Origin of the sequence: Nocardioides sp. Root122 (genome assembly GCF_001425025.1) — a bacterium.
Lineage (GTDB): Bacteria > Actinomycetota > Actinomycetes > Propionibacteriales > Nocardioidaceae > Nocardioides.
In genome coordinates this window covers 21,550-44,269 of sequence record NZ_LMDE01000001.1, presented here as the reverse complement: position 1 = coordinate 44,269, position 22,720 = coordinate 21,550, and the positions used below count along the sequence as shown (strand labels likewise).

At 72.0% G+C, this 22,720-nt stretch carries 24 protein-coding genes and 1 pseudogene; 12 read left to right on the top strand and 13 right to left on the bottom strand.

Features of this window, described 5'->3' with window-relative positions; genetic code table 11:
* Nucleotides 1-356 precede the first annotated feature (356 nt).
* From ASC64_RS00235 to ASC64_RS00230, 3 genes and pseudogenes are all read right to left on the bottom strand, one after another.
* Complete coding sequence (locus ASC64_RS00235) at nt 357-941, bottom strand: OsmC family protein (protein WP_200937423.1); 585 nt, start codon at nt 939-941, stop codon at nt 357-359.
* A 232-nt stretch (nt 942-1,173) separates the two neighbouring features.
* Nucleotides 1,174-1,287, bottom strand: a pseudogene (locus ASC64_RS23115) (rhodanese-like domain-containing protein); the annotation flags it as partial.
* Between the two features lie 172 nt (nt 1,288-1,459).
* Nucleotides 1,460-2,650 (bottom strand): RimK family alpha-L-glutamate ligase, encoded by a 1,191-nt coding sequence (locus tag ASC64_RS00230; RefSeq protein WP_056905524.1) that lies wholly within the window; start codon nt 2,648-2,650, stop codon nt 1,460-1,462.
* Nucleotides 2,651-2,699: 49 nt separating this feature from the next.
* On the opposite strand from ASC64_RS00230, the gene ASC64_RS00225 reads away from it, so the two are divergent.
* Complete coding sequence (locus tag ASC64_RS00225; RefSeq protein WP_056905523.1) at nt 2,700-3,206, top strand: ATP-dependent zinc protease family protein; 507 nt, start codon at nt 2,700-2,702, stop codon at nt 3,204-3,206.
* Between the two features lies 1 nt (nt 3,207).
* On the opposite strand, the gene ASC64_RS00220 is transcribed toward ASC64_RS00225, so the two are convergent.
* Entirely contained in the window at nt 3,208-4,548 is a 1,341-nt protein-coding gene (locus tag ASC64_RS00220; protein ID WP_056905522.1) for a hypothetical protein, read from the bottom strand.
* A 233-nt stretch (nt 4,549-4,781) separates the two neighbouring features.
* Between ASC64_RS00220 and ASC64_RS00215 the strand changes: the two genes are divergently transcribed.
* The 4 genes from ASC64_RS00215 to ASC64_RS00200 are packed head-to-tail and all read left to right on the top strand — an operon-like array spanning nt 4,782 to nt 8,383.
* A complete protein-coding gene (locus tag ASC64_RS00215) occupies nt 4,782-5,729 on the top strand; it encodes a succinylglutamate desuccinylase/aspartoacylase family protein (protein ID WP_056905521.1) in 948 nt (315 codons plus the stop codon).
* Nucleotides 5,730-5,762: 33 nt separating this feature from the next.
* On the top strand, nt 5,763-6,974 hold the full coding sequence (locus ASC64_RS00210) for a cysteine desulfurase-like protein (protein ID WP_056905520.1): 1,212 nt from the start codon (nt 5,763-5,765) through the stop codon (nt 6,972-6,974).
* A 37-nt stretch (nt 6,975-7,011) separates the two neighbouring features.
* A complete protein-coding gene (locus ASC64_RS00205; protein WP_056905519.1) occupies nt 7,012-7,359 on the top strand; it encodes a PadR family transcriptional regulator in 348 nt (115 codons plus the stop codon).
* Nucleotides 7,352-8,383 (top strand): hypothetical protein, encoded by a 1,032-nt coding sequence (locus ASC64_RS00200; protein ID WP_056905518.1) that lies wholly within the window; start codon nt 7,352-7,354, stop codon nt 8,381-8,383. The genes ASC64_RS00205 and ASC64_RS00200 overlap by 8 nt, the downstream gene beginning before the upstream one ends.
* Nucleotides 8,384-8,392: 9 nt before the next feature.
* Here ASC64_RS00200 and ASC64_RS00195 read toward each other — a convergent pair whose 3' ends face one another.
* Together ASC64_RS00195 and ASC64_RS00190 are read right to left on the bottom strand one after the other, a co-directional pair.
* A complete protein-coding gene (locus ASC64_RS00195; RefSeq protein WP_056905517.1) occupies nt 8,393-9,244 on the bottom strand; it encodes a hypothetical protein in 852 nt (283 codons plus the stop codon).
* 62 nt (nt 9,245-9,306) lie between these two features.
* Nucleotides 9,307-9,537 carry a hypothetical protein gene (locus tag ASC64_RS00190; RefSeq protein WP_056905516.1) on the bottom strand — a complete coding sequence of 77 codons (231 nt, stop codon included), beginning with the start codon at nt 9,535-9,537 and terminating at the stop codon, nt 9,307-9,309.
* A gap of 120 nt (nt 9,538-9,657) precedes the next feature.
* On the opposite strand from ASC64_RS00190, the gene ASC64_RS00185 reads away from it, so the two are divergent.
* Together ASC64_RS00185 and ASC64_RS00180 are read left to right on the top strand one after the other, a co-directional pair.
* Nucleotides 9,658-10,482 (top strand): GNAT family N-acetyltransferase, encoded by an 825-nt coding sequence (locus ASC64_RS00185; protein WP_056905515.1) that lies wholly within the window; start codon nt 9,658-9,660, stop codon nt 10,480-10,482.
* Nucleotides 10,483-10,527: 45 nt separating this feature from the next.
* Entirely contained in the window at nt 10,528-11,571 is a 1,044-nt protein-coding gene (locus ASC64_RS00180) for a DNA polymerase IV (RefSeq protein WP_235563453.1), read from the top strand.
* On the opposite strand, the gene ASC64_RS00175 is transcribed toward ASC64_RS00180, so the two are convergent.
* The 4 genes from ASC64_RS00175 to ASC64_RS00160 form a co-directional block, all read right to left on the bottom strand.
* A complete protein-coding gene (locus tag ASC64_RS00175) occupies nt 11,568-12,275 on the bottom strand; it encodes a ZIP family metal transporter (RefSeq protein ID WP_056905513.1) in 708 nt (235 codons plus the stop codon). The genes ASC64_RS00180 and ASC64_RS00175 overlap by 4 nt on opposite strands.
* Before the next feature lies 1 nt (nt 12,276).
* Complete coding sequence (locus ASC64_RS00170; protein WP_056905512.1) at nt 12,277-13,743, bottom strand: peptide MFS transporter; 1,467 nt, start codon at nt 13,741-13,743, stop codon at nt 12,277-12,279.
* Between the two features lie 75 nt (nt 13,744-13,818).
* Nucleotides 13,819-16,377, bottom strand: a complete 2,559-nt coding sequence (locus ASC64_RS00165; RefSeq protein WP_056905511.1) for an ABC transporter permease — start codon at nt 16,375-16,377, stop codon at nt 13,819-13,821.
* A 1-nt stretch (nt 16,378) separates the two neighbouring features.
* Entirely contained in the window at nt 16,379-17,158 is a 780-nt protein-coding gene (locus tag ASC64_RS00160) for an ABC transporter ATP-binding protein (protein WP_056905510.1), read from the bottom strand.
* A gap of 112 nt (nt 17,159-17,270) precedes the next feature.
* Between ASC64_RS00160 and ASC64_RS00155 the strand changes: the two genes are divergently transcribed.
* Complete coding sequence (locus ASC64_RS00155; protein WP_056905509.1) at nt 17,271-17,873, top strand: LysE/ArgO family amino acid transporter; 603 nt, start codon at nt 17,271-17,273, stop codon at nt 17,871-17,873.
* A 152-nt stretch (nt 17,874-18,025) separates the two neighbouring features.
* Here the strand turns inward: ASC64_RS00155 and ASC64_RS22425 are convergent, their stop codons facing one another.
* Nucleotides 18,026-18,202 carry a hypothetical protein gene (locus ASC64_RS22425; protein ID WP_200937422.1) on the bottom strand — a complete coding sequence of 59 codons (177 nt, stop codon included), beginning with the start codon at nt 18,200-18,202 and terminating at the stop codon, nt 18,026-18,028.
* Nucleotides 18,203-18,250: 48 nt separating this feature from the next.
* Here ASC64_RS22425 and ASC64_RS00150 point away from each other — a divergent pair, with 48 nt between their 5' ends.
* The gene (locus ASC64_RS00150; protein WP_056905508.1) at nt 18,251-18,883 is read left to right on the top strand and encodes a hypothetical protein; all 633 of its coding nucleotides are present in this window, start codon (nt 18,251-18,253) and stop codon (nt 18,881-18,883) included.
* A gap of 55 nt (nt 18,884-18,938) precedes the next feature.
* Here the strand turns inward: ASC64_RS00150 and ASC64_RS00145 are convergent, their stop codons facing one another.
* Nucleotides 18,939-19,892: a helix-turn-helix transcriptional regulator gene (locus tag ASC64_RS00145; protein ID WP_056905507.1), complete on the bottom strand. Its 954-nt coding sequence runs from the start codon at nt 19,890-19,892 to the stop codon at nt 18,939-18,941.
* A 93-nt stretch (nt 19,893-19,985) separates the two neighbouring features.
* On the opposite strand from ASC64_RS00145, the gene ASC64_RS00140 reads away from it, so the two are divergent.
* The gene (locus tag ASC64_RS00140) at nt 19,986-20,669 is read left to right on the top strand and encodes an alpha/beta fold hydrolase (RefSeq protein WP_056905506.1); all 684 of its coding nucleotides are present in this window, start codon (nt 19,986-19,988) and stop codon (nt 20,667-20,669) included.
* Between the two features lie 8 nt (nt 20,670-20,677).
* Here ASC64_RS00140 and ASC64_RS00135 read toward each other — a convergent pair whose 3' ends face one another.
* Nucleotides 20,678-21,616 (bottom strand): serine/threonine-protein kinase, encoded by a 939-nt coding sequence (locus ASC64_RS00135; protein ID WP_200937421.1) that lies wholly within the window; start codon nt 21,614-21,616, stop codon nt 20,678-20,680.
* 203 nt (nt 21,617-21,819) lie between these two features.
* Here ASC64_RS00135 and ASC64_RS00130 point away from each other — a divergent pair, with 203 nt between their 5' ends.
* Nucleotides 21,820-22,197, top strand: coding sequence for an ArsR/SmtB family transcription factor (locus ASC64_RS00130; RefSeq protein ID WP_056905504.1), 378 nt, complete (start codon nt 21,820-21,822; stop codon nt 22,195-22,197).
* Between the two features lie 3 nt (nt 22,198-22,200).
* Nucleotides 22,201-22,689: an SRPBCC family protein gene (locus tag ASC64_RS00125; protein WP_056905503.1), complete on the top strand. Its 489-nt coding sequence runs from the start codon at nt 22,201-22,203 to the stop codon at nt 22,687-22,689.
* Nucleotides 22,690-22,720 lie beyond the last annotated feature (31 nt).

Here is a 22,720-nt window from a genome sequence, read left to right as displayed (position 1 = left end):
CTCGCGTGCGCTCAGGTCGACGTGACTCCCTTGTGGTCGTCGGAAGCCCGCTGCATAGGCGGCGGGGTGACGCACCGTGGAGCCGCCCAAGTCAACCGGATCAAGCGTGCCCAGGGGCAGCTCGGTGGGGTGCTGCGGATGCTCGAGGGGGCTGTGACTGCGAGGACTTGGTCACCCCGCTCGCGGCGGTGAGCCGAGCGCGCGGGTCAAGGCAGCGTTGGAATGGGTAGCGCGAGCCATGGAGACCTCCTGGTCGTGGAGCGGTTCCTGGACAGGTCCACGTCAGACCGGGAGTTCTTCACTCTTCACGAGCTCGGAGCGTGTCGTCGCACGTTCTCGACCGACGTGCCCGGGCATCACCCCGAGCTCGCCGACGCCAACCTGATCGCGATGTCGGGTGTGTGGGTGATCGAGTTGTGCACAGTGCAGTGTGCTGCCTGAGCCAGGAGGCCCGCGCGCCTGTCCGGTGGGAGCTCGGCCGTGAGGCTGATCTCCATCTCGACCACAGCGACCCGCGCGGGCTTCACGCCCATCTGGAAGCGAGTGGTCACTTCGAGACCCGCTGGGTCGATGTGATGTCGGCGGAGGTATCGACGCGCGTAGAAGCCCACGCACGAAGCGAGGCTCGCCACGAAGAGCTCGGTCGGGGTGGGGCCGAGGTCGTCGCCACCGACCTCGGCTGGCTGGTCGACAGTGATCGCATGGCTGCGGACCCGAATGTCGAACCGGTCGTCGGCCTGCCACTGCACGCGCATGGTCTGGACATCCGAAGGCATCGGCCCGGGTGACTGGGCGGCCGTCGTGGGCAGAGCGGCGGGGGTCGAGGCGGGCGACGTGGCGCGGCGCAGCCAACGCAGGTACTCGAGATCGCCCAGGAGCTCGAGTCGTCGCCAGAGCACGCTGGTGGGCGCGGCCTGGCTGGCGTGGGCAAGGCTGGCCATCCGTTGGCGCTCGCGGTCGACACGGAGGGCGAGGTCGATGTCGTCGTACCCGTGTCCGACGAAGGCTGTACCGAACTCGTCGTTCAGCTGCTCGGCCGTCGGCAGGGGCAGTGTCCAGCCCAGCACGGGCAGGTCCCTCTGAGCCGCAGCGTCGAGCGCGACCTTGCTTGCTGCCGTGTGATCGGGGTGGCCGCAGCTCGTACAACCGCGCACGCATGTCTCGGGCAGGTATCAGGCGGGCGCCTGGCACGTGTCCGGTCGCGTATTCGCTGGGCTCGCGGACGTCGACAACGATCGCGCCCGCTGCCTGCGCCGACGCGAGGACCTGGGTCTCAACCTCGAACATGGACCACACTCCCTCAGTCAGGATGGATACCCCCTAGGGTATACGATCCCGTCAACGTAGAACCGCTGACGCGGCATTCCCGCAGGAGCGTGGCGCGGTGAGCAGACTGACCGCGCGGCCGGCCGGCCGGGCCGCTGTCAATCTGGGCGGGGTGGGCGTGACCTCGCCCGGCTCAGCTGCTCTCCGGCGGCAGGTGCTTCTTCATCAGCCTGCGCACGCGCTTCTGCTTGCGGTCCGGGATCATCGAGCGCATCTCCTCGAGCTTGCCGAAGCAGAGGAGGCGGTCCTCGCCCTCGAGGACGGTCTTGTTGCGCGGGTTGGGGATCACCTGCGGCCCGCGGTGGAGCGTCAGCACGGTGATGTCGCGCTCGTCGAGGCCGGAGTCGCCGAGCTTCTTGCCGACCATGTCGGAGCCGGCGTGCACGACGATCTCGGCGACGCCGTAGCCGGTCGAGACGGTGAGGCGCTGGCGTACGTCGATGTCGGGGAAGGCGACCTGGTTGGCCATGTAGTCGACGATCGCGCCCGCCACGTCGAGCTTGGTCGCGCGCTCGATGCCCTCGAGGCCGGGTGAGGAGTTCACCTCCATCACCTGGGGGCCGCGGCGGCCCTCGAGCATGTCGACGCCGGCGACGCGCAGGCCCATGATCTGCGCCGACCGCACGGCCACGCGCTCGAACTCCTCGTCGAGCTCGACCGGCTCGACGCTGCCGCCACGGTGCACGTTGGAGCGGAACTCGTCGCCCTGCGCGACGCGGCGCATCGCGGCGACCACGCGGTCGCCGACGACGAGGGCGCGGATGTCACGGCCCTTGCTCTCCTTGACGAAGCGCTGGATCAGCACGTTCTGCCGGGTGCTCTGCAGGGTCTCGATGATCGCCTCGGCGACCTTGATGGTGGGCGCGAGGATGACGCCGATGCCCTGGGTGCCCTCGAGCAGCTTGATGACGACGGGGGCGCCACCGACGCGCTCGATCGCGGGGATCACGTCGGCGCGGTCCTGCACGAAGGTCGTCGCCGGCATCGGGATCTTGTGGCGCGAGAGGATCTGCGTGGCGCGCAGCTTGTCGCGGCTGTTGGCGATGCCGTAGCTGGTGTTGGGCGTGTAGACGTCCATCTGCTCGAACTGGCGCACGACGGCGGTGCCGAAGTAGGTGATGGAGTTGCCGATGCGTGGCAGCACCGCGTCGTACGTCGAGAGCTGCTTGCCGCGGAAGAGCAGGTCCGGCTCCTCGCCCGTGAGGTCGATGCCGAACCGCAGCGTGTTGAGCACCTTGACGTCGTGCCCGCGCTCCACCGCCGCGGTGCGCAAGCGCTGCGTGCTGTACGACCGGGGTGCCCGAGAGAGGATGGCGAGCTTCATGGGGAGCCATACAACCATTCCGCCGATCGCGCCCTGACAGGATGGCTCGGTGTCCTCCACCCCCAGCCGGCCCGACGCCCCGGACGAGTCCGCCCCCGAGCCTGTCGTGGTCGGGTGGCGCGAGTGGGTCGCCCTCCCCCAGGCCGACGTGCCGTGGGTGAAGGCCAAGATCGACACCGGCGCGCGGTCGTCCGCGATCCACGCCTTCGACCTCGAGGTGTTCGAGCAGGACGACCGCGAGTGGGTGCGCTTCTCCATCCACCCCTGGCAGCGCTCGGACGACGAGGCCCACGAGCTGACCCTGCCCGTGCTCGACCGGCGCGAGGTCCGCTCGAGCAACGGTCAGACCGAGACGAGGTACGCCGTCGCGCTCGACGTCGTCCTCGCCGGTCGCACGATCACCACGGTCATGACGCTGAGCAACCGCGATGAGATGGGCTTCCGCATGCTCATCGGTCGCGAGGCCCTCGAGCGCGGGTTCCTCGTCGACTCCGCGCGGTCCTACGCCGGCGGCAGGCCGCGGCGTGCCGTGCGCCGGAAGAACTGGGGCAAGTAGCTCAGCGCCGCTTGGTCTCGCAGGACCGCGTCTTCTCCGCGCTGCAGCGGTCGCGGCCAGCGTTGCCGAACGCCTTGTCCCGGCCCGGGCCACCGACGAGCACGTCGTTGCGGCGCCCGCCCTGCAACGTGTCGTGGCCGCGGTCGCCGTACAGCCGGAACCCGCGCTTGCCGCAGCGCAGTCCCCCCTCGAAGTAGTCGTCGCCGCGGCTCTGGCGGATGTCGTCCTTCCCGCCGCGGCCGCGCACCGTCGCCTTGCAGGCGTAGAACCGGAGGTCGTCGGCCTTGTCGGTGCCCTTCAGGACGAGCTTCCTGGCGCCGACGAGCTGGGTCTCGAACCCGGTGAACGTGCTGCGGAACGTGCTGCCGGCGGGCTCGGTCTTGATGCGCTCGCGCTCGAGGTCGAGGTCGAGCTTCCTGCCCGCCCACAGCGCGACGTGGTCCTTGCCGGGCCCGCCCAGGTAGCGGCTGCCGCGGGCACCCACGTTCTCGTCCCCGAGCAGCAACGTGTCCGCGCCGCCGCCCATGTCGAGGCGCTGGTGGCCCCGGTGGGCCTTGGCGAAGACGATCTCGAGCTCCTCGTCGCTGTCGCTGCCGACGAACTCGAAGCGTGCCGGCGCCGAGGTGGCCTTGCTGCCGGTGCGGAAGCGGTCGAAGCCGGTCCACCGGAGCGTCACCACCCCGTCCTCGGTCAGCGTCCCCGTCACCGCGTCCACGACGACCGTGCCCGGACCGGTGTCGAAGGCCAGCTGTCCTCCACCTCCGCCGTCGAGCCTGCCGTCGGCGGCCATCGGGCCGTCCCACACGACGGTGCTGCCGAAGCCCGCTCCGTCGTCGGCACCCAGCGCGACCGCGTCGCCGTTGGGCACCGTCGGGTCGGAGCCTGATCGGACGGTGTCGTCGCCGCCCGCACCCGTGGTGACCACGTCGCGCTCGGTGTCGACCGCGTCGTAGCTCACGCTCAGGGTGCCGGCCGCGACGTCCTCGTCGTGGGCCGAGCCGGTGTAGGTGTCGCTGCCGGCGCCCAGCTGCGCGTCCACGGCGCCCACGACCGTCGAGGCGTCGACGACGTCGTCCCCGGGGCCGGCATCGACCCGAACGTCACCGAAGACCTGGCCCCCGGTGATGCAGACGAGGTCGGCGCCGCCCAGCGCACCAGTGCTCGTGGCGCCGTTGGTCACGATGACGTCCGCGCCCTCGGTGCCCGTGAGCCCGGCCTGGCCGGGTGTGCCGACGATCGTGGCCGGCTGTCCCTGGCAGGTCTCCCCCGCGGCGCTGGCGGTGGGGGCGGCGAGCAGGCTGGCGGCTAGCAGGCTGGTGGCCACGAGTGGCAGCGTGCGCATGGAGATCCTTCGGTCGCGGGTGGTCCCAAGGAGACGGGCGCGGCGCGCCGAAAGTTGTCGGCGGCCCGGACCGCTGACCTCTGCCCGACCGAGTGCCACACGTGTCCGGGAAGTCGCCCTCCGTCGCGACGGGCAGGGGCGAGAGCTCGGACACGTGTGGCGAAGGGCCCCGGGCTTGCCCCGACTACCCTTGAGCAGGTGACCACCTCCGCCACTGCCCGCCGGGTCGCGTAGTGGCACGCGAGTCCTTCGCCATCGGCACCGTGCGGATCCGGGCGGGTTCGGTGCGCGCCCTCGAGCTGCCGATCACCCGGCTCGTCACCGGCGCCGACGTGACCTTGCCGGTGCGGGTCGTCCACGGCCGCGAGGACGGACCGCGCGTGTGGATCGACGCCGCCATCCACGGTGACGAGGTCGTCGGCGTCGAGGTGATCCGCCAGGTGATGGCCGGGCTCGACCCCAAGACCTTCCGCGGCACGCTCGTCGCGGTGCCGGTCGTCAACGTCCTCGGGTTCATGACCGGCGACCGCTACCTCCCCGACCGCCGTGACCTCAACCGCTCGTTCCCGGGGTCGGCGCGCGGGTCGCTGGCCAGCCGCATCGCCCACCTCTTCATGCGCGAGATCGTCGCCGGCTGCGAGGTCGGCATCGACCTCCACACCGGCTCCGACCGGCGCAGCAACCTGCCGCAGGTGCGCGCCGACCTCGACGACGAGGGCACCCGTCAGCTGGCCGCAGCCTTCGGGGCGCCGGTCATGCTGCACGCCAAGATCCGTGACGGGTCGCTGCGCCACGCGGCCCGCGAGCAGGGCGCGAAGGTGCTCCTCTACGAGGCGGGTGAGCCGCTGCGCTTCGACGACTACGCCGTCGAGGCCGGTGTCGTCGGCGTACGTCGCGTGCTGGCAGCGCTGGGCATGACCGAGCCGGTCGACGAGCCGCCGGTGGAGCCGAGCCTGGAGTGCCGTGCCAGCGGCTGGGTCCGCGCCCGGCGCACGGGGATCCTGCACCTCGACGCCCACCTCGGCCAGAAGGTCAGCGACGGCGAGCGGCTCGGCACCCTCTTCGACTCCTTCGGCAAGACCCTCCGCGCGGTCTACGCCAACCGTGACGGCATCGTGATCGGCCGGACCGAGGCACCCCTCGTGAACTCCGGCGACGCGGTGGTGCACATCGCCACCTGAGGCGTCCGGGCGAGGGTCTGGTTGAGTGCGGGCATGGCCCACGCACCTGGCAGCTTCGACGTGGCCGCGTTCCGCAGCGGCTTCCCCTCCCTCTCCTCGGGCATCGCCCACTTCGACAACCCCGGCGGCACCCAGACCCCGGCCGTCGTCGGCGAGGCGATCGCCCGCACGCTGACCGGTCCGCTGTCGCAGCGCGGTGCCGGGACGATCAGCCAGCGCAACGCCGAGGAGGCGGTCGCCGGCTTCCGCTCCGCGATCGCCGACCTGCTCGGCGGGGTCCCGGGCGGTGTGGTGCACGGCCGGAGCGCGACCGCACTGACGTACGACTTCTCCCGCGCGCTCGCGAAGACCTGGGGTCCCGGCGACGAGGTCGTCCTCTGCGAGCTCGACCACGACTCCAACGTGCGGCCCTGGGTGCAGGCTGCCGAGCGGGCTGGCGTCACCGTGCGCTGGCTGCGCCTCGTGCCGGAGACCGGCGAGCTCGACCTCGACTCGCTCGACGCGATCACCGAGCGCACGCGTCTGGTCGCGCTGACGGCGGCGTCCAACCTGCTCGGCACCCGCCCGCCAGTCGCGACCGTCGCGGCTCGCGCCCACGAGGTCGGCGCGCTGGTCCACGTCGACGCGGTGCACCACACCGCCCACGCGGCTCCCGACATCACGGCGATGGCCGCTGACCTGGTCGTCTGCTCGCCCTACAAGTTCTTCGGCCCGCACTGCGGCGCGCTGGTCGCCGACCCGGCGCTGCTCGAGACCCTCCGCCCCGACAAGCTGTTGCCCTCGACGGACGCCGTGCCGGAGCGCTTCGAGCTGGGCACCCTTCCCTATGAGCTGCTCCCCGGGGTCACCGCCGCGGTCGACTTCATCGCCTCCCACGGCACGGGAGACACGCGGCGCGACCGGCTGGTCTCGGCGGCGGCCTCGATCGCGGAGCACGAGCTGCGGTTGCGGGTCCGCATCGAGGAGGGCCTCGCCGCCCTCGGCGACCGGCTCACCCTCCACTCGCGCGCGGCCGACCGCACCTCGACGCTGTTCGTCACCCTCAGGGACCACCGGCCGGCCGACGTCCACGACCTGCTGGCGAAGCAGGACGTCCTCGTCCCGGCCGGCACCTTCTACGCCTACGAGACCTTCCGCGCCCTCGACCTGCCGGTCGACGCCGGCCTCCGCATCGGGCTCGCCGCCTACAACGACGACGCCGACGTCGACCGCCTCCTCGCCGGCCTCGAGGAAGCGCTTGCCTGATTGCACTCGTATCTAGATACGTGATGTACTTAGATACATGAGCGACGCAGCTGCCTGGCCGACCCCCTGGGTCCGCGCGGCCCTCGACCTCGCCGTCCTGGCGAGCCTGACGGGTGGGCCGCTGCACGGCTACGCCATCGGGCAGGCCCTGGCCTCGCACGGCTTCGGACTGCTCAAGGGCGGTTCCCTCTACCCGGTGCTCGGACGACTCGAGGAGGCCGGCTCGGTGGAGGCCACCTGGACCGAGGGGCAGGGCGGTCCAGGGCGCCGCGAGTACCAGCTCACCTCCGCCGGACGTGAGCGCCTGGCCCGCGACCTGGCCTCGTGGGGCGAGCTGACCGCGACGTTGTCGACGATGGGCACGGGGGCGGTCCGGCATGGCTGAGCAGACACCTCTGTCGGTGACCATCGACGCCTTCACCTCCGCGCGCGGCGAGGAGATGGACGGCGTCTGGGCGTACGGCGTGTCATGGCGCCTGCTGCGCCGTGACGTCCAGCCGGACCAGGTCCGGGAAGGCCTCGAGGAGGCCCTTGCTCTCCTGCGGCAGACGCAGGAGTCGCCCCAGGAGCTCTTCGGCAGTCCGGACGAGCACGCCGACGCCCTCTACGACCGCTGGGCGGAGGAGGGTCGCCTGCACCTCTGGGACGCCTCGAGCATGTCCTGGGCCGAGGTGCCGGCCTGGGGCTTCGGCCTGGGCGCCTTCTTCAGCATCGCCTTCCTGGGGGTCTTCCTCGCCCACGGCGAGACGAGCAGGACGTGGACGCTCGGCATGATCGTGGTCCCCGTCGGGATGGGACTGGCCATGGCGGCCGCGTGGGCCGCGTGGAGCACCCTGCTCCGGAGCCGGGGCGTCGCCGCTGCCCTCGCCGGCTTCGTCGGGACCGCGGCCGGTCTCGCCATGACGATCGCCCTGGTCAACGAGTGGTCGAAGGCGCACCCTCTCGGCACCGCGACCACCTGGTGGTACGTCTGGGTCGCGGCGGCGTCCGCCCTGCTCGCCGCCGCACTGGGCCGGTGGCGCGAGTCCCGGCCGGAGACGGCACCGCAGGGCATCGTCGACGTCGATGACTGGTCGCGGCAGCTCGCCGCGATCCTGCGGGGGCGGCACACCCTGTCCGACGCCCGGGTTCGGACGATCGTCGGTGACGCCCATGCGCATGCGGCCGACGCCGGACGCACCGTCCAGGAGGAGTTCGGCACGCCCGAGGAGTACGCCGCCCGCTTCGCTCCCGACCTCCCGCGCCGCAGTCGGCTGATGATTGCCTTCTACCTCACGATGGCGGTGCTCTGGCTCGTCCCTCTCACCTGGGGATTCTCCTGGCTCAAGCTGGCGGCAGGGGTCGGCTGGCTGCTCATCGCCCTGCGCGAGCACCGCCGCTACGGCGACCTCCTCGGCACCGAGCACTGACCCGGCCGGTCAGGTGTCGCGCCGCCAGCGGTAGGCGCGGGTCCGGGCGCCGGGCTCGAAGCCGATCCGGCGGTAGAGCCGCGCGGGGCCCGGGTAGTCGTCGTCCCCGCGGGGGCAGACCAGGCCCTCGGTGGCGCCGAGGTCGCGCGCCGCAGTCAGCGCGGAGACCGAGGCCGCCGTGGCGAGGCCCAGACGACCGTGCTCCTCGACGCACCCCACGGGCTCGACGAGGGCGACCCCGGTCGCGGCATCGAGCCAGACGCAGCACGAGGCCACCCACTGACCGTCGGGTGCGACGACGACGTGGTCGGTCTCGGGACGGTAGGGCGGGGTCCGCATCAGTCGCTGGTACGCCGCCCCGGTCACCCGGGACGTCGACGACCAGGCGGCCCGGTGGACCGCGGCGCGCTGCTCGTGCTCGTCCGGACGCACGGCGCGCACGGCGTACCCCTCGGGCAGCTCCACAGGTGGCAGGTCGGACAGGTCGAGGTGGTGGTGGGTGAACCACGGCGCCTCGATCTCGGTGAAGCCGGCGGCGGCCAGCACCGTCAGGACCTCCGACTCGGTCTCGAGGGTGCTGGTGGTGACCTCGTCGTCGGCAGCGGCGAGCGCGGCCTGGACGACCTGCTCGATCGCCTCGGGATCGCGGCCGCACACCTCCAGCCAGTCGAGGGACTCCAGCCAGGCCCAGGCGCCCTCGACGACGAACGCCGGTCCGAGGTCGAGCACCTCCGGCTCCCCGTAGGCGGCGGACCAGGCGAGCTGGCCGGGGTGGTGCCGAGACCGGTGCGACCAGAGGTCCGAGGCGAGGGCCTGCATCCGGGTCAGGGCGTCGTCGATGTCCAGGCGCTCCGGTGTCATGACCGCACTCTGGCAGCGCGCACCCGCGAGGGCACGCGGGTTTTCCGGTGAGGGTCGGTCGATCAGTCCTCGACCTGCTCGGCGACCTCGTCCGAGCCCGGTCCTTCCTCGTGAGCCCGCGAGTCGAGGCCGTCGGTGTCGACCATGTCACCCACGGTCGCGTTGCCGGCGGGCTCGGCGTCGAGTGCCGCCTGGCGCTCCTCGTCGCTGACCCGCCGTCCGGCGCCGGGGAAGGCGGACTCCTCGGGGTGCTCGGCGTAGGCGTCGGGCTCGGTCAGGTCGTCGCTCGTCATGCTCGCGACCGTACGCCGACCCTGCCGGCGACGACCCGCCCCGAGGGGTGGGCCGAGGGGTGGGGGCAGAAGTGGACCCGGGGTGGTGACGGATCCGCCCGACGAGAGGATGCTCGGCCCATGCCCCCCGAGATCCGCGACGCGTCGACGGGTGACGTGGTGCGGGTCGAGGCGTGGGAGGCGGACGCGCTCGTCGGTCACGCCGTGGCGCGACCGGTGCCGTTGTTCGAGAAGGAGCGGTTCTGCGACGTGCAGGTGGACAGCGGACGCCGCCGCGAGGGCATCGGCAGTGCGTTGTGGGTCGAGCTGGAACGGCGCGTGCCGGCCGGCGAGACGCTGGTCTGCCGCATCCTGCACGCCGACGCCGACGCAGTGGGCTTCGCGGACTGGATCGGGCACGACCTGGTCGAGCACTGCCCGGCGCCGCAGGCGGACCCCGCCACGGTCGCGTGGGCGGCGTGGCGCGCCGCCCAGCCGGTGCCGGACGGCGCTGTCGCCATCGGGTCGGACGGTGTGCCGGAGGCCGATCTCGAGGAGGCGTGGGTCGACTACTACGTCTGGGCCCACGAGCCGGTCGGGCTGCTGCGCCCCCGGGCCGACGTCGCCGCGGCGTCGGCCGGACTCGGGACCTACGTCGACCACGGCGTCTCCAGCGTGGTGCTGCGCGGCGGCCGGGTGGTCGCGCTCAGCCTCGTCTTCGCGGAGCCCAGCGAGGACGGGATCGTGCGCATCCTCGCCGAGACGCCACGCCCGGACGAGCCAGACGGGCTGCACCTCGTCGCGGCGGCCATCGCGCGCACGCTCACCCTGCTCGCGAGCCGCGGGGTCCGGCTCGTCGAGATGGAGGGCCGCACCTTCGACCCGCACCTCCCTGACGTCTTCGCGACCTTCCCGCCCCACACCAGCAACCCGATGAGCGTCGTGCGCCTGCACCGGTCGCGCTGACGCTGCGGACCCGGCGCTGTCGGAGCGCTCCGCCACAATGGCCAGGTGCACGACCACTGGGTGCTCCACGTCGACATGAACCAGTTCCTCGTCGCCGTGGAGCTGTTGCGCCGACCCGAGCTGGTCGGCAAGCCGGTGGTCGTGGGCGGACGCGGCGACCCGACCGAGCGGGCGGTCGTCTCGACGGCGTCCTACGAGGCCCGCGCCCACGGCGTCCGCAGTGGGCTGGCGCTGAAGATCGCGCGCCGGCGCTCGCCGGACGCGGTGTTCCTGCCGGTCGACTTCCCGGTCTACGAGGCAGCCTCCGCGCAGGTGATGGAGACGCTGCGCGCGGTGCCCGGCGCCGTCGTCGAGGTGCTCGGGTGGGACGAGGCCTTCGTCGGGGTGGAGACCGACGACCCGGTCGCCTCGGCGCGCTCGATCCAGGCCGCGGTGCTCGCGGCGACCGACCTGCACTGCTCCGTCGGCATCGGCGACACCCTGGTCCGGGCGAAGATCGCCACCGACTTCGGCAAGCCGCAGGGCACGTTCGTGCTCACCCGCGACAACTGGATGGACGTCATGGGTGCGCGGCCGACGACGGCGCTCTGGGGCGTCGGCACCAGGATCGGCGCCCGGCTGGCGTCGATCGGCCTGCACACCGTGGCCGACCTGGCCGCCGCTGACGAGGAGGCGCTGGTCGCCGCCTTCGGCCCGACCAACGGGCCGCACCTCGTCCGGTTGGGCCGCGGCGGCGGCCGGGCCCGGCCCGACGACACCGCGTGGGTCGCGCGGGCCCACGGCCGCGAGACGACCTTCCAGTCCGACCTCACCACGCCCGACGAGGTGCGCGCCGCCCTCACCGAGCTCGCCGCCCGCGTGGTCGACGACGTCGGCAAGGAGGAGCGCGCCGTGCAGCGGGTGCACCTCAAGATCCGCTTCGCCCCGTTCTTCACCTTCACCCGGGTCCGCAAGCTGCCCGAGCCCACCTGCGACGTCGACGTCGTCGCGCAGACGGCGTACGACCTCTACCTCGCCCTCGACGACACGCGCCCGGTGCGGCTGCTCGGCGTGCGCGGGGAGATGGTGCCCCCGGACGGGGGCTACTAGCCCAGGAGGGAGAGCCCCGCGGCCAACGCGAAACCGGCGACCGTGGCGAGCCCCGCCCAGTCCTTCGCCTTGTCCTTGGCCTCCGGCACCATCGAGTCGATCAGCATGGTGAGCAGGGCGCCGGCCGCGAAGCCGTCGACGAACGCCTGCCCGTCGCGCGAGACGGCGTCGGCGAGCGCCGTGCCGGCCACCGTGGCGGCGGCACAGCAGGCCGCGACGCCGGCCCAGAGCGCGAGGACCGACGTCCGGGACCGGCCTGCGCTGCGCATGTCGGCTGCCGAGCCGATCGCCTCGGGCAGGTTGGAGGCGAAGATGGCGACCACGAGCGCGGCGCTGACCCCCTGGCCCGACGCGAGCCCGATGCCGAGGACCGCCTGCTCGGGGATGCCGTCGAGGAAGGCACCCACGGCGAGCGGGGCGCCGGCAGAGGAGCCGCCGGACCGACCGCCCCACCGCTCGACGAGCCGGTCGGCCAGGAAGTAGGTGAGGCCGCCGAGGGCCAGCCCGGCCGCGACGGCGTACGCGCTGCCGATGCGCAGGCCCTCCTCGGCGAGCTCGAAGGACACGCTCGCGACCAGCGCCCCGGCACCGAAGCCGAGCACCAGCCCGACCAGCCGTCCGGGCCACGGGCGCACCAGGGCCAGGACGGCACCGACCACGAGGGAGCTGGCGGCGACCGCTCCCCAGCCGAGTGACTCCAGCACGTCAGTCCACTCCAGCCATCAGCTTGTGGATCGGCTTCGAGGCGAACATCACCACGACGCCGGTGACCACGGAGGCGAGGCCGACCCAGAGGAAGAAGGGCGTCTCGGCCGTCTCGTCGTAGTAGCCGGCCAGGGTGCCCGCCATCGCGGTGCCCAGGGCGATCGAGAGGAAGTAGAGCCCGACCATCTGGGTCCTGAACTTCTTCGGCGCCAGCTTGGTCGTCGCGCTCAGCCCGACCGGCGAGATCAGCAGCTCGGCCAGCGTGAAGAGCAGCAGGATGCCGACGATGCCCAGCAGCGGGGCGGTGTTCTCGCCGCCCGGCATCGGCAGGAATGCGAAGAACGCGATCCCCATCAGTGCGGTGCCGGCGCCGAACTTCAACGGCGTCACCGGCGCCCGGTCGCCGAGCCGGGTCCAGAGTGCGGCGAAGACGCCGGCCAGCACGATGATGAAGACCGGGTTGATGCTGTTCACCCACGAGACCGGCATCTGCCAGCCGAACAGGTCGCGGTCGAGCCGCTTGTCGGCGTAGATCGTGACCACGGTGAACTGCTGCTGGTAGAGCGACCAGAAGACCACGTTGCAGACGAAGAGCGGGATGAAGGCGAAGATCCGGCTGCGCTCGACGCCCGTCACCTGCTTGTCTGTGAGGATCAGCGCGAAGTAGCCGATGGCCGCGACGAGGCTGATGCCGATCACGATGTCGGACAGGCGGTCCGCGGTGATCACGTCGACCCCCACGAGCACCACGACCAGCGCGACCACGACGACCGCACCGGCGACGTAGCGGACCAGCCGACCCGCGGGGAGGGGGTTCGCGACGTGGTGGGTCTCCTCCGGCAGCCGGCCGCGGAAGAGGGCGTACTGGGTCAGGCCGAGTGCCATGCCGACGGCGGCTGCACCGAAGCCCCAGTGGAAGCCGACCTCCTTCTGGAGCAGCCCGGTCAGCAGCGGACCGATGAAGGCGCCGATGTTGATGCCCATGTAGAACAGCGAGAAGCCGGCGTCGCGTCGCGGGTCGTGCTCGTCGTAGAGCGAGCCCACCAGCGACGTCGCGTTGGCCTTGACACCGCCCGAGCCGAGCGCGATCAGCACGAGGCCGACCCCCACCCCGACCAGGCCCGGCAGCAGCGCCAGGGCGATGTGACCGCCCATCACGCAGACGGCGGCGTAGAACAGGGTGCGCTCGGGGCCGATCACCCGGTCCGCCAGCCACGCACCGAGGATCGTGGAGAGGTAGACGGCACCGCCGTAGGCGCCGACGATGCCGGTCGCCACGCCCTCGTCGATGCCGAGGCCGCCCTTGGCCGCGGAGTAGTAGAGGTAGATCAGCAGGATGCCCTGCATGCCGTAGAAGCTGAACCGCTCCCACAGCTCCACGCCGAACAGGTTGGCCAGCACACCCGGCTGGCCGAAGAACCCTGTGTCGGACCGACTGTCCCGCGCGTCCTGTCGTACGTCGCTCACTCGCTCCACAGTGCCACCGCGCCCCGCGGGTGTCTCCACCCGGGGGCGCGGGGCGTGGAACGGCTCACACGCCGATCACTCCGTGGCGATGGCGTCCAGCACCTTCATCCGCGAGGCCCGGACGGCCGGGACGATCGCGGCGAGCACCCCGAAGATCACGGCCACGACCAGGAAGACGAGCAGGCTGTTGACCGGCAACGAGAGCTCGGTCAGGTCGTCCTTCAACGACTCGCGCAGCACCACCCCGATGATGAGGCCCAGCACCATGCCGAGCACGGCGCCGAGCAGCGCGATCGCGACGGACTCGAGCGTGATCATCACCCGTAGCTTGCGCCGGGACAGGCCCACCGCCCGGAGCAGCCCGATCTCGCGGGTGCGCTCCAGGACGCTGAGGCCGAGCGTGTTGACGATGCCGATGACCGCGATCACGACGGCCAGCGCGAGGAGTCCGTAGATGACGTAGAGCAGCTGGTTGACCTGGCCGCTGATCAGCTCCTTGAACTCCACCTTGTCCTGGACCGACAGGATCGGGAGGTCCTTCACCACGTCCTCGAGGTCGATCTTCACCGCATCCCGGTCCGCGCCGTCCGCCAGGGTGATGCTGAGGCTGGAGTCGCTGCGCTTCAGGCCGGCCTCGGCGAGGACCGACAGCGGCACGGTGACGCCCGCGGTGGTCGGGGTGTCCTCGAAGACTCCCTTCACCTCGAGCGGGATCGTCTTCCCGCCCGGGAACTCCACGTCGATGCTCTGACCGACGCGCGCATCGAGGTCGTCGGCGCGGCTCTCGCTCAGGAGCACCTGGTCCCCCGAGATCGCGTCGGAGCCGTCGACCATCGCGAGGTCGTAGATCTCGAAGTACGCCGGGTCGACGCCGGCGGCGAAGGTCTGGTCGGGCTTGCCGTCGACCTCGACCGACACCGGCGTGCCCTGCTGTCGCGAGACCAGGTCGACCCCGTCGACGGCCTCCATCTGGTCGCCGTACTGGGACGGGAAACCCTGGAAGGTCGGCATCTGGACGAGGAAGTCGCTGCGGAACGCGTCGTCGACGGTGGCGTCGTTGGTCGCGCTGAGCGAGGAGGCGAGCACACCGACCGCCGAGACGACGGCGAGGCCGATCATCAGCGCCGACGCAGTCGCTCCCGTACGCCGGGGGTTGCGCAGGGCGTTCTCGCCCGCGAGACGGCCGGCCGTGCCGAACAGGCGGCCGAAGACGGTGCGGCACGCGATGAGCACGGGCTGCCCGAGGACGGGCGCGAGAACGGCGGTCGTGACGACCCAGATGACCGCGCCGGCACCGATCCAGATGGCGTCCGTGCCCGGCGCCCCCATCAGCCCGAGCGTCGCGAGGGCGACGCCGACGACCATCGCGACGGTGCCCACCACCAGCCGGCGTCCCATCCCCTTCTCCTGGACGACCAGGTCGTCGCGCATGGCGGCGACCGGCGGCACCTTGGCGGCCCGACGGGCCGGGACGAAGGCCGCGACCATCGTGACCAGGATGCCCACGACGTAGCCCGCGACGACGGTGAAGGGCGTCAGGTTGAGCACCTCACCAGCGATGTCGAGGCCGAAGGTGCGGAAGAGGCCGGCGAGCAGGCGGGAGAGACCCAGCCCCAGGAGCAGTCCGAGGGTGGCACCGACGAGGGCCATCAGGAAGGCCTCGACCAGCACCGAGCGAGTGACCTGCTTCTTGCTCGCGCCGAGGGCCCGCAGGAGCGCGGACTCACGCACCCGCTGGGAGACCAGGATCGAGAAGGTGTTGAAGATGATGAAGGCGCCCACGACGATCGCGATGACGGCGAACGTGGTCAGGAAGATGGAGATGACGTCGAGGAACTGGCCGATCTGCTCCTGTGTCTCCTTGACGACCTTGTCCCCGGTGACCGCGGTGAAGCCCTGCGGGACGACCGCCTCGGCGGCCTCGGCGAGCTCGGTCTGGGAGACGCCGTCGGCGCCGGTGAGGGAGACGCTGGTGAAGGCTTCCTGGCCGTCGAGGAAGATCTCCTGGGCCTCCCGCGTGTCGAGCAGCACGAGCGTGGCGCCCGCGGTCCCGCCGCCGTTGAAGTCGGCCGTGCCGACGAGGGTGAAGGTGCGCCGCGGGTCCTGGTCCTGGGTCGGCACGATCATCTTCACGGTGTCGCCGACGTCGTAGCCGCCGCGCTCGGCCGACGACGAGTCGAGGGTGATCTCGCCGGGCTTCTCGGGCCACCGGCCCTCGTTGAGCTCGAGGATCTGCTCCCCGGCCATGTTCTCGCTGGGGGCGTAGTTGAAGGCCAGGGTCGGTGCGCCCTGCCCGCCCACGAGCTTGTCGTCCTGGCCGAGGAGGTAGGACCCGACGCCGTCGACGGAGCCGACCGCCTCCTCGACGTCGGGCAGCGCGGCCAGCTTGTCGACGTCGTCGGGCGTGACGACCTGGCTGGTCGCGACGCCGGCGTTGCCGCCCTGCAGCTCTCCCGCTGGTCGTACGACGGCGTCGGACGTCGAGCCCTGGACGATGTTGTCGAAGGTCGCGTTGAGCCCGGTGCTGAAGGTCATCACGCCGGCCAGGAATCCGATGCCGAGCACGATGGCGAGCGTGCTCATCAGCAGGCGCACCTTGCGAGCCAGCAGGTTGCGCCAGGTCAGGCGGAGCACGTCAGCTCGCCGCCTTCTTGACGGCCGCGTCCTGGAGCGCCGCCATCTTGGCGAGGATCTGGTCGCGGTCCGGGTCGCGCAGCTCGTCGACGATCTTGCCGTCGGCGAGGAAGACGATCCGGTCGGTGTACGACGCCGCGACGGGGTCGTGCGTCACCATCACCACGGTCTGGCCGAACTCGTCGACGCTGCGGCGCAGGAAGCCGAGCACCTCGGCGCTGCTGGTGGAGTCGAGGTTGCCGGTGGGCTCGTCGGCGAAGACGATCTTCGGCTGGCTGACCAGCGCGCGGGCGCAGGCCACGCGCTGCTGCTGGCCTCCGGACATCTCGGACGGGCGATGGCCCAGGCGCGGGCGGAGGCCGACCGAGTCGACGACCTGGTCGAACCACGCACGATCGGGCTTGCGGCCGGCCAGGCTCAGCGGGAGCAGGATGTTCTCCTCCGCGGTCAGCGTGGGGACCAGGTTGAAGGACTGGAAGACGAAGCCGACCCGCTCGCGCCGCAGGGTGGTGAGGTCCTTGTCCTTCAGCCTGCCCAGCGCGGTGCCGTCCACGACGGCCTCGCCCGAGGTCGGGGTGTCGAGGGCAGCGAGGCAGTGCATGAGGGTCGACTTGCCGGACCCGGAGGGGCCCATCACGGCTGTGAACTCACCCGCCAGGAGGTCGATGGTGACCCCGTCGAGGGCACGCACCTCGGCCTCTCCCTTGCCATAGGTCTTCACCAGGTCGTGCGCACTCGCTGCGACGCCGTGCGCCGCTCCCCCGTTGGGTTGATCAGTCATGCGAGCATCCTCCCTTAGGGTGTGAAGCACCGGCCATGGGATATCTCCCGCACCCGACCCTGACATTCGTCAGGGGCACCTCGGGGTCCACCGGCCCTCTAGATTGACCCGCGTGGGAGACGTCGCGGCCGGGTTGCTGACCGGGCTGTCCCTCATCGTGGCGATCGGTGCGCAGAACGCCTTCGTGCTGCGCCAGGGGCTGCGCCGCAGCCACGTCGGACCGGTCGTGGCGGTCTGCTCGCTGTCCGACGTCGTCCTGATCGTCGCCGGTGTCGCCGGCATCGGCGTGCTGGTCGACCGGGCACCGTGGGCGGTCGAGGTGGTGCGGTGGCTCGGCGTCGCCTTCCTGACGGCGTACGGCATCGCGTCGCTGCGGCGGGCGCGGCGACCCGACACGCTGGCGGCCGGGGACGAACCGCCCGAGGCGCGCGGCGGCGTGGTGGCCAGGGCCGTCGCGCTGACCTGGCTCAACCCCCACGTCTACCTCGACACCGTCCTGCTGCTCGGCTCCATCGCCGGCACGCACGGGCACCCCGGCCGCTGGTGGTTCGCCGTCGGCGCCTGCACGGCGAGCATCCTGTGGTTCACCGGCCTCGGGTACGGCGCCCGGCTGGCCGCCCCGCGGCTCGCCGACCCCCGCGCCTGGCAGCTGCTCGACGTCGCGATCGGCCTCGTCATGCTCGCGATCGCGACCCGCCTCGCGCTCGGCGCCTGAGCCCGCCGGCGTACTCCAGTGGCGTCCGGCTGCCCGCCGGGGTAGTCCAGTGGCGAACGGCCGTCGTCCGACGGTCGGGACGACCGTTGCCCACTGGACTACCCCGGCACGGGGAGGGGCGACGAGCGCGACCAGCGGCACGACGACCGGAATCAGTCGGCGTCGGACCCGGCCTCGCGGGCGACCGCCTCGTCGTGGCGGGCGTGGAGACGGGTACGGATCTCGGCGGCGTCGTAGTGGCGGCGCTCGCGCTCGTCGCGGGCGACGGCCGCACCGGTGGCGACCCCGGCCAGGAGCCCGGCCAGGCCGAGCAGCTTCCATACGCGCATGCGGCGAGAGTAGCCCGGCACCGGCCCGCGGTGCGGCAGACTGCGGGCATGGCCCCTGCGCTGAGCCTCGACGAGGCGGTCGACCTCACCCGCAGTGGCGACATCTGGTTGTTCCGCGGCCGCCGGGCGCCCGATCGGGCGATCCGTGCGGTCACCAACTCCCCCGTGAACCACGTGGGCATGGCGGTGGTCGTCGACGACCTCCCGCCGCTGATCTTCCACGCCGAGCTCGGCAAGCGGCAGACGGACATGTGGACCGGCGGCCACCACCGCGGCGTGCAGCTGCACGACCTGCGCGAGGCGGTGGCCCGCTGGCAGGGCGAGTACAGCCAGGACGCGTGGCTGCGCCAGCTCCACCCGGAGATCGGCCGTGCGGAGGAGGACGGCATGCTCCGCGCGGTCGCCCGCCTCGACGGCGTCTCGTTCCCCAGCCTGACCAAGCTCGGTGCCCGCTGGCTGCGTGGTCGCGACGCGTACGTCCCCCGGCGCAAGCGCGGTCAGCGCGCGACGCCCGAGGCGGCGTTCTGCGCCGAGATCGTGGCCACCTGCTACATCGAGATGGGCATCCTGCGCGACGACCGCCGCGCCACCTGGTACGACCCGGGCAAGTTCTGGAGCGGCGACTACCTGCCGATCTCCGACGGCTGGACCCTCGGCAAGGAGGTCGCGGTCAGCCGCTGACCTCGGGGGTCGAGTGCGCTCGCGGTGCTGGTCGCCGTAGGGGTGCGCACCCGGCTCACTCCAGGGACTGCGTGAGCCGGTCCGCGACGACGCGGACCGCGGCCCGCAGCTCGTCACCGCCGACCACGGTGAACGCGAACGGCACGCCGGCGAGCCACTCGCCGGCGTACGCCTGGGCGTTGCTGGTGCTGCCGACCAGCTCGCACCGGCCGTCGGGCAGCTCGCTCAGGTCGCCGAGCGTCGGCCTGACCCACGGGCGCACCTCCTGCAGCGGGGCGTGGAAGACGACGTGCGTCTCGTGCTCCCAGCCCTTGCCGAGGTTGGCCTCGAGCTCGGCGGCGGGGTCGAGGTCGGCCGGCACCTCGAAGCTGCCCTCGAGCTGGCTCACCTCGCTGATCCGGTCGATGCGGAAGGTGCGCAGTGCCTCGGCGTGGTGGGAGTGGCACAGCAGGTACCACCGGCCGTAGCGCACCACCACCGACCACGGGTCGACCTCGAAGGTCCGCGCGTTGCCGGCGGCGGTGCGGTAGCCGATGCGGACCTGGCGCTGTGCCGCCACTGCGGCGACCAGCTCGCTGGTGACAGCCGGGTCGGGTCGCGCCGGCGACCGCTCCGGCACGGTGCGGGCGGTCTCGCGCAGGGTGACGGCCTGCCGCGCGACGTTGGTCGGCAGGACCCGCAGGATCTTGCCGAGCGCCGAGCCCACCGGGTCGGAGGGGTCGGCGACCGCGTGCTGCGAGTCGAGCGCGGCCATCACCAGACCGAGCGCCTCGGTCGCCGAGAACACCAGAGGCGGCAGGCGCAGCCCGCGCCCGAGCGTGTAGCCACCGTAGGGACCGCGGGTGGACTCCACCGGGATGTCGGCCTCGCGCAGGATCGCGACGTAGCGCCGGGCGGCCCGCTCGGTGACGCCGAGTCGCTGGGCCAGCTCGGACGCGGTGATCCCCGGGCGACCCTGCAGCAGGTCGAGCGCCCGGAGCGCCCGCGCGGTCGGACTGATCTCGCTCATGCGGCAATGGTGGCACCGGATCCGGTCGTGGAGCGTCCGGAACCTCTCCTACGGTGGTTCGCGAGGGTCGACGAACCGAGTGAAGGAGAACCCATGGACATCGTGCTCATCGCAGGACTCTGGCTCGACGGATCGGCCTGGGACGACGTGCTGCCCGAGCTCGAGCGGCTCGGCCACCGCGGCATCCCGGTGACGCTGCCCGGCCAGGGCGACGGCGCCACCTCGGCGACGTACGACGACCAGGCCGGCGCGGTGCTCGCCGCGGTCGACGCGGCCGAGGGCCGACCGCTCGTCGTCGGCCACTCCGCCGCCTCCACGCTGGCGTGGGTCGCCGCCGACCGCCGCCCCGACGGCGTCACCGGCGTGGTGCTCATCGGCGGCTTCCCGTCGACGGATGGGGAGTCCTACGCCGACTTCTTCGAGCCGGTCGGCGACGGGGTGCGCTTCCCGGGCTGGGAGAAGTTCGAGGGCCCGGACTCCGACGACATGTCCGCCGAGCTCAAGGCGTCGGTCGAGGCCGGCTCGCACCCGGTGCCGGTCGGGGTGACCAAGGGCGTCGTGCACTGGACCGACGAGCGCCGGCACGGGGTGCCGCTGACCCTCGTCTGCCCGGAGTTCAGCCCTCAGCAGGCGAAGGAGTGGATCGAGTCCGGCGACGTGCCCGAGCTCGCGGACGCGACGGCGCTCGAGCTCGTCGACCTCGACTCGGGCCACTGGCCGATGTTCACCCAGCCCGCCGCGCTCGCGGCCCTGCTGGACGACGCCACCCGGCGCTGAGCCGGAGGTCAGTCCAGGAGCTGGTCGGGACCGGCGGCCATCGTGGGGACGTCGGCCTGCTGCCGGTCGGCGGGAGCGGTCAGCGGGCGAGACGGCGTCATCGGGGTGATGGGCATGGCGAGGTAGCCGCTGGGGACTTCGCTCGCCTCGCCCAGGTCGAGCCCGGAGATCTCCAACGGCGCAACCCCCAGCATCACCGCGACCGAGGCGGCGTTCTCGGGGCGGTCGTCGGGATCCTTCTGCAGGAGCGCCGCGACGACGGCGCGGATGTCGTCGGGCACGTCGTCGCCCAGCGGCGGCGGCGGCTCGTTGACGTGCGACATCGCGGTCGCGATCGGCGTCCCGCGGTCGAAGGGGCGCGTGCCGGTGAGCATCTCGTGGGCGACCACCCCCAGTGCGTAGAGGTCGCTGGCGCCCGTGGCCTGCTGGCCGATGGCCTGCTCGGGGCTGATGTAGTTGGGGGTGCCGAGCATCTCGCCGACCCGGGTGTGGCCGATGGCGTCGATCGCGCGCGCGATGCCGAAGTCGGTGAGCTTCACCAGCCCGTCCTCGCGCACGAGGATGTTGGCCGGCTTGACGTCGCGGTGCACCACTCCGGCCTCGTGGGCGGTGCCGAGCGCGAGCGCGGCCTGGCCGAGGATGGAGCGCACGGCCTCGGGCGGCATCGCGCCCTGGTCGCGGATGACGGCGGAGAGCGGCAGGCCCTGCACGAGCTCCATCACGAGGTAGGTGAGGTGGTCGTCCTCGCCGTAGTCGAAGACCGTGGTGATGTTGACGTGCATCAGCGCCGCGGAGTGGAGCGCCTCGTCGCGGAAGCGCTCGGCGAAGATCTCCTCGTTGTCGGGGTCGGCCCGCATGATCTTCACCGCGACGTTGCGCTGCAGCACGTCGTCGAGCGCGCGCCACACGTCGGCCATGCCCCCGGAGGCGATCCGCTCCTCGAGCACGTAGCGGTCCCCGAGGCGATGTCCTGGGACGAGTCTGTGCACTTGGGGGTTGCCCCACTTCTGTCGGGAGTACGGCGCGCAGCTGGCACCGACCGGGCGATGCTACTCCGCACTTCACCGTAAACATGCCTTGTCGACGACATCCCACACCCCTGTAGGTGAGTCCTTGACAACGTACAACCACATGGTTGTACGTTAGGTGCATGAGCGACGCGGACGAGGACCGGGCAGACGCCTGGTTCCATGCACTCTCCGATCGCACCAGGCGCGACATCCTGCGTCGGGTGCTGGCCGGCGAGCACTCCGTCTCGACCCTCGCCCGGACCTACGACATGAGCTTCGCGGCCGTCCAGAAGCACGTCGCCGTGCTGGAGCGCGCGGGCCTGCTGACCAAGCGTCGGCGCGGTCGCGAGGCCCTGGCCAGCGGCGACGTGGAGGCCGTGAGGTCGGTGGGCGCGATGCTCACCGAGCTCGAGGACCTCTGGCGCGGACGGGTCGCCCGGATGGACGAGCTCCTCGCCCACGACGCACGCGCCACCGATCCCACCACCGAACCCACCACCACCCACCGAACGGACTGACCCATGCCTGTCACCGACGTCACCCAGGACCTCGACTCCCGCACCCTGACCATCACCGCCGACTTCGCCGCACCCGTCGAGCGGGTCTGGGCGATCTACGACGACCCGCGCCAGCTCGAGCGCGTGTGGGGCCCGCCGACGTACCCCGCCACGTTCGTCGACCACGACCTGCGCCCCGGTGGCCGGATGAACTACTTCATGACCAGCCCGGAGGGCGAGAAGTACTACGCCTACTGGGACGTCACCGCCGTCTCCGCACCGACGGAGTTCCGCTTCGACGACGGCTTCGCCCTCGACGAGTCCTTCAGCGCCAACACGGCGCTGCCGGTGTCGGCCTGCCACTACTCCTTCGCCGCCACCGACGGGGGCACCCGGGCCACCTTCGTGTCGACGTACGCCACCGCGGAGGCGATGGAGCAGGTGCTCGCCATGGGCGTCGTCGAGGGCTCCAGCCTGGCCATCAACCAGATCGACGACCTGCTCGCCGCCTGACCCACCCACCAGCTGAGCGGGCTCCTCGACC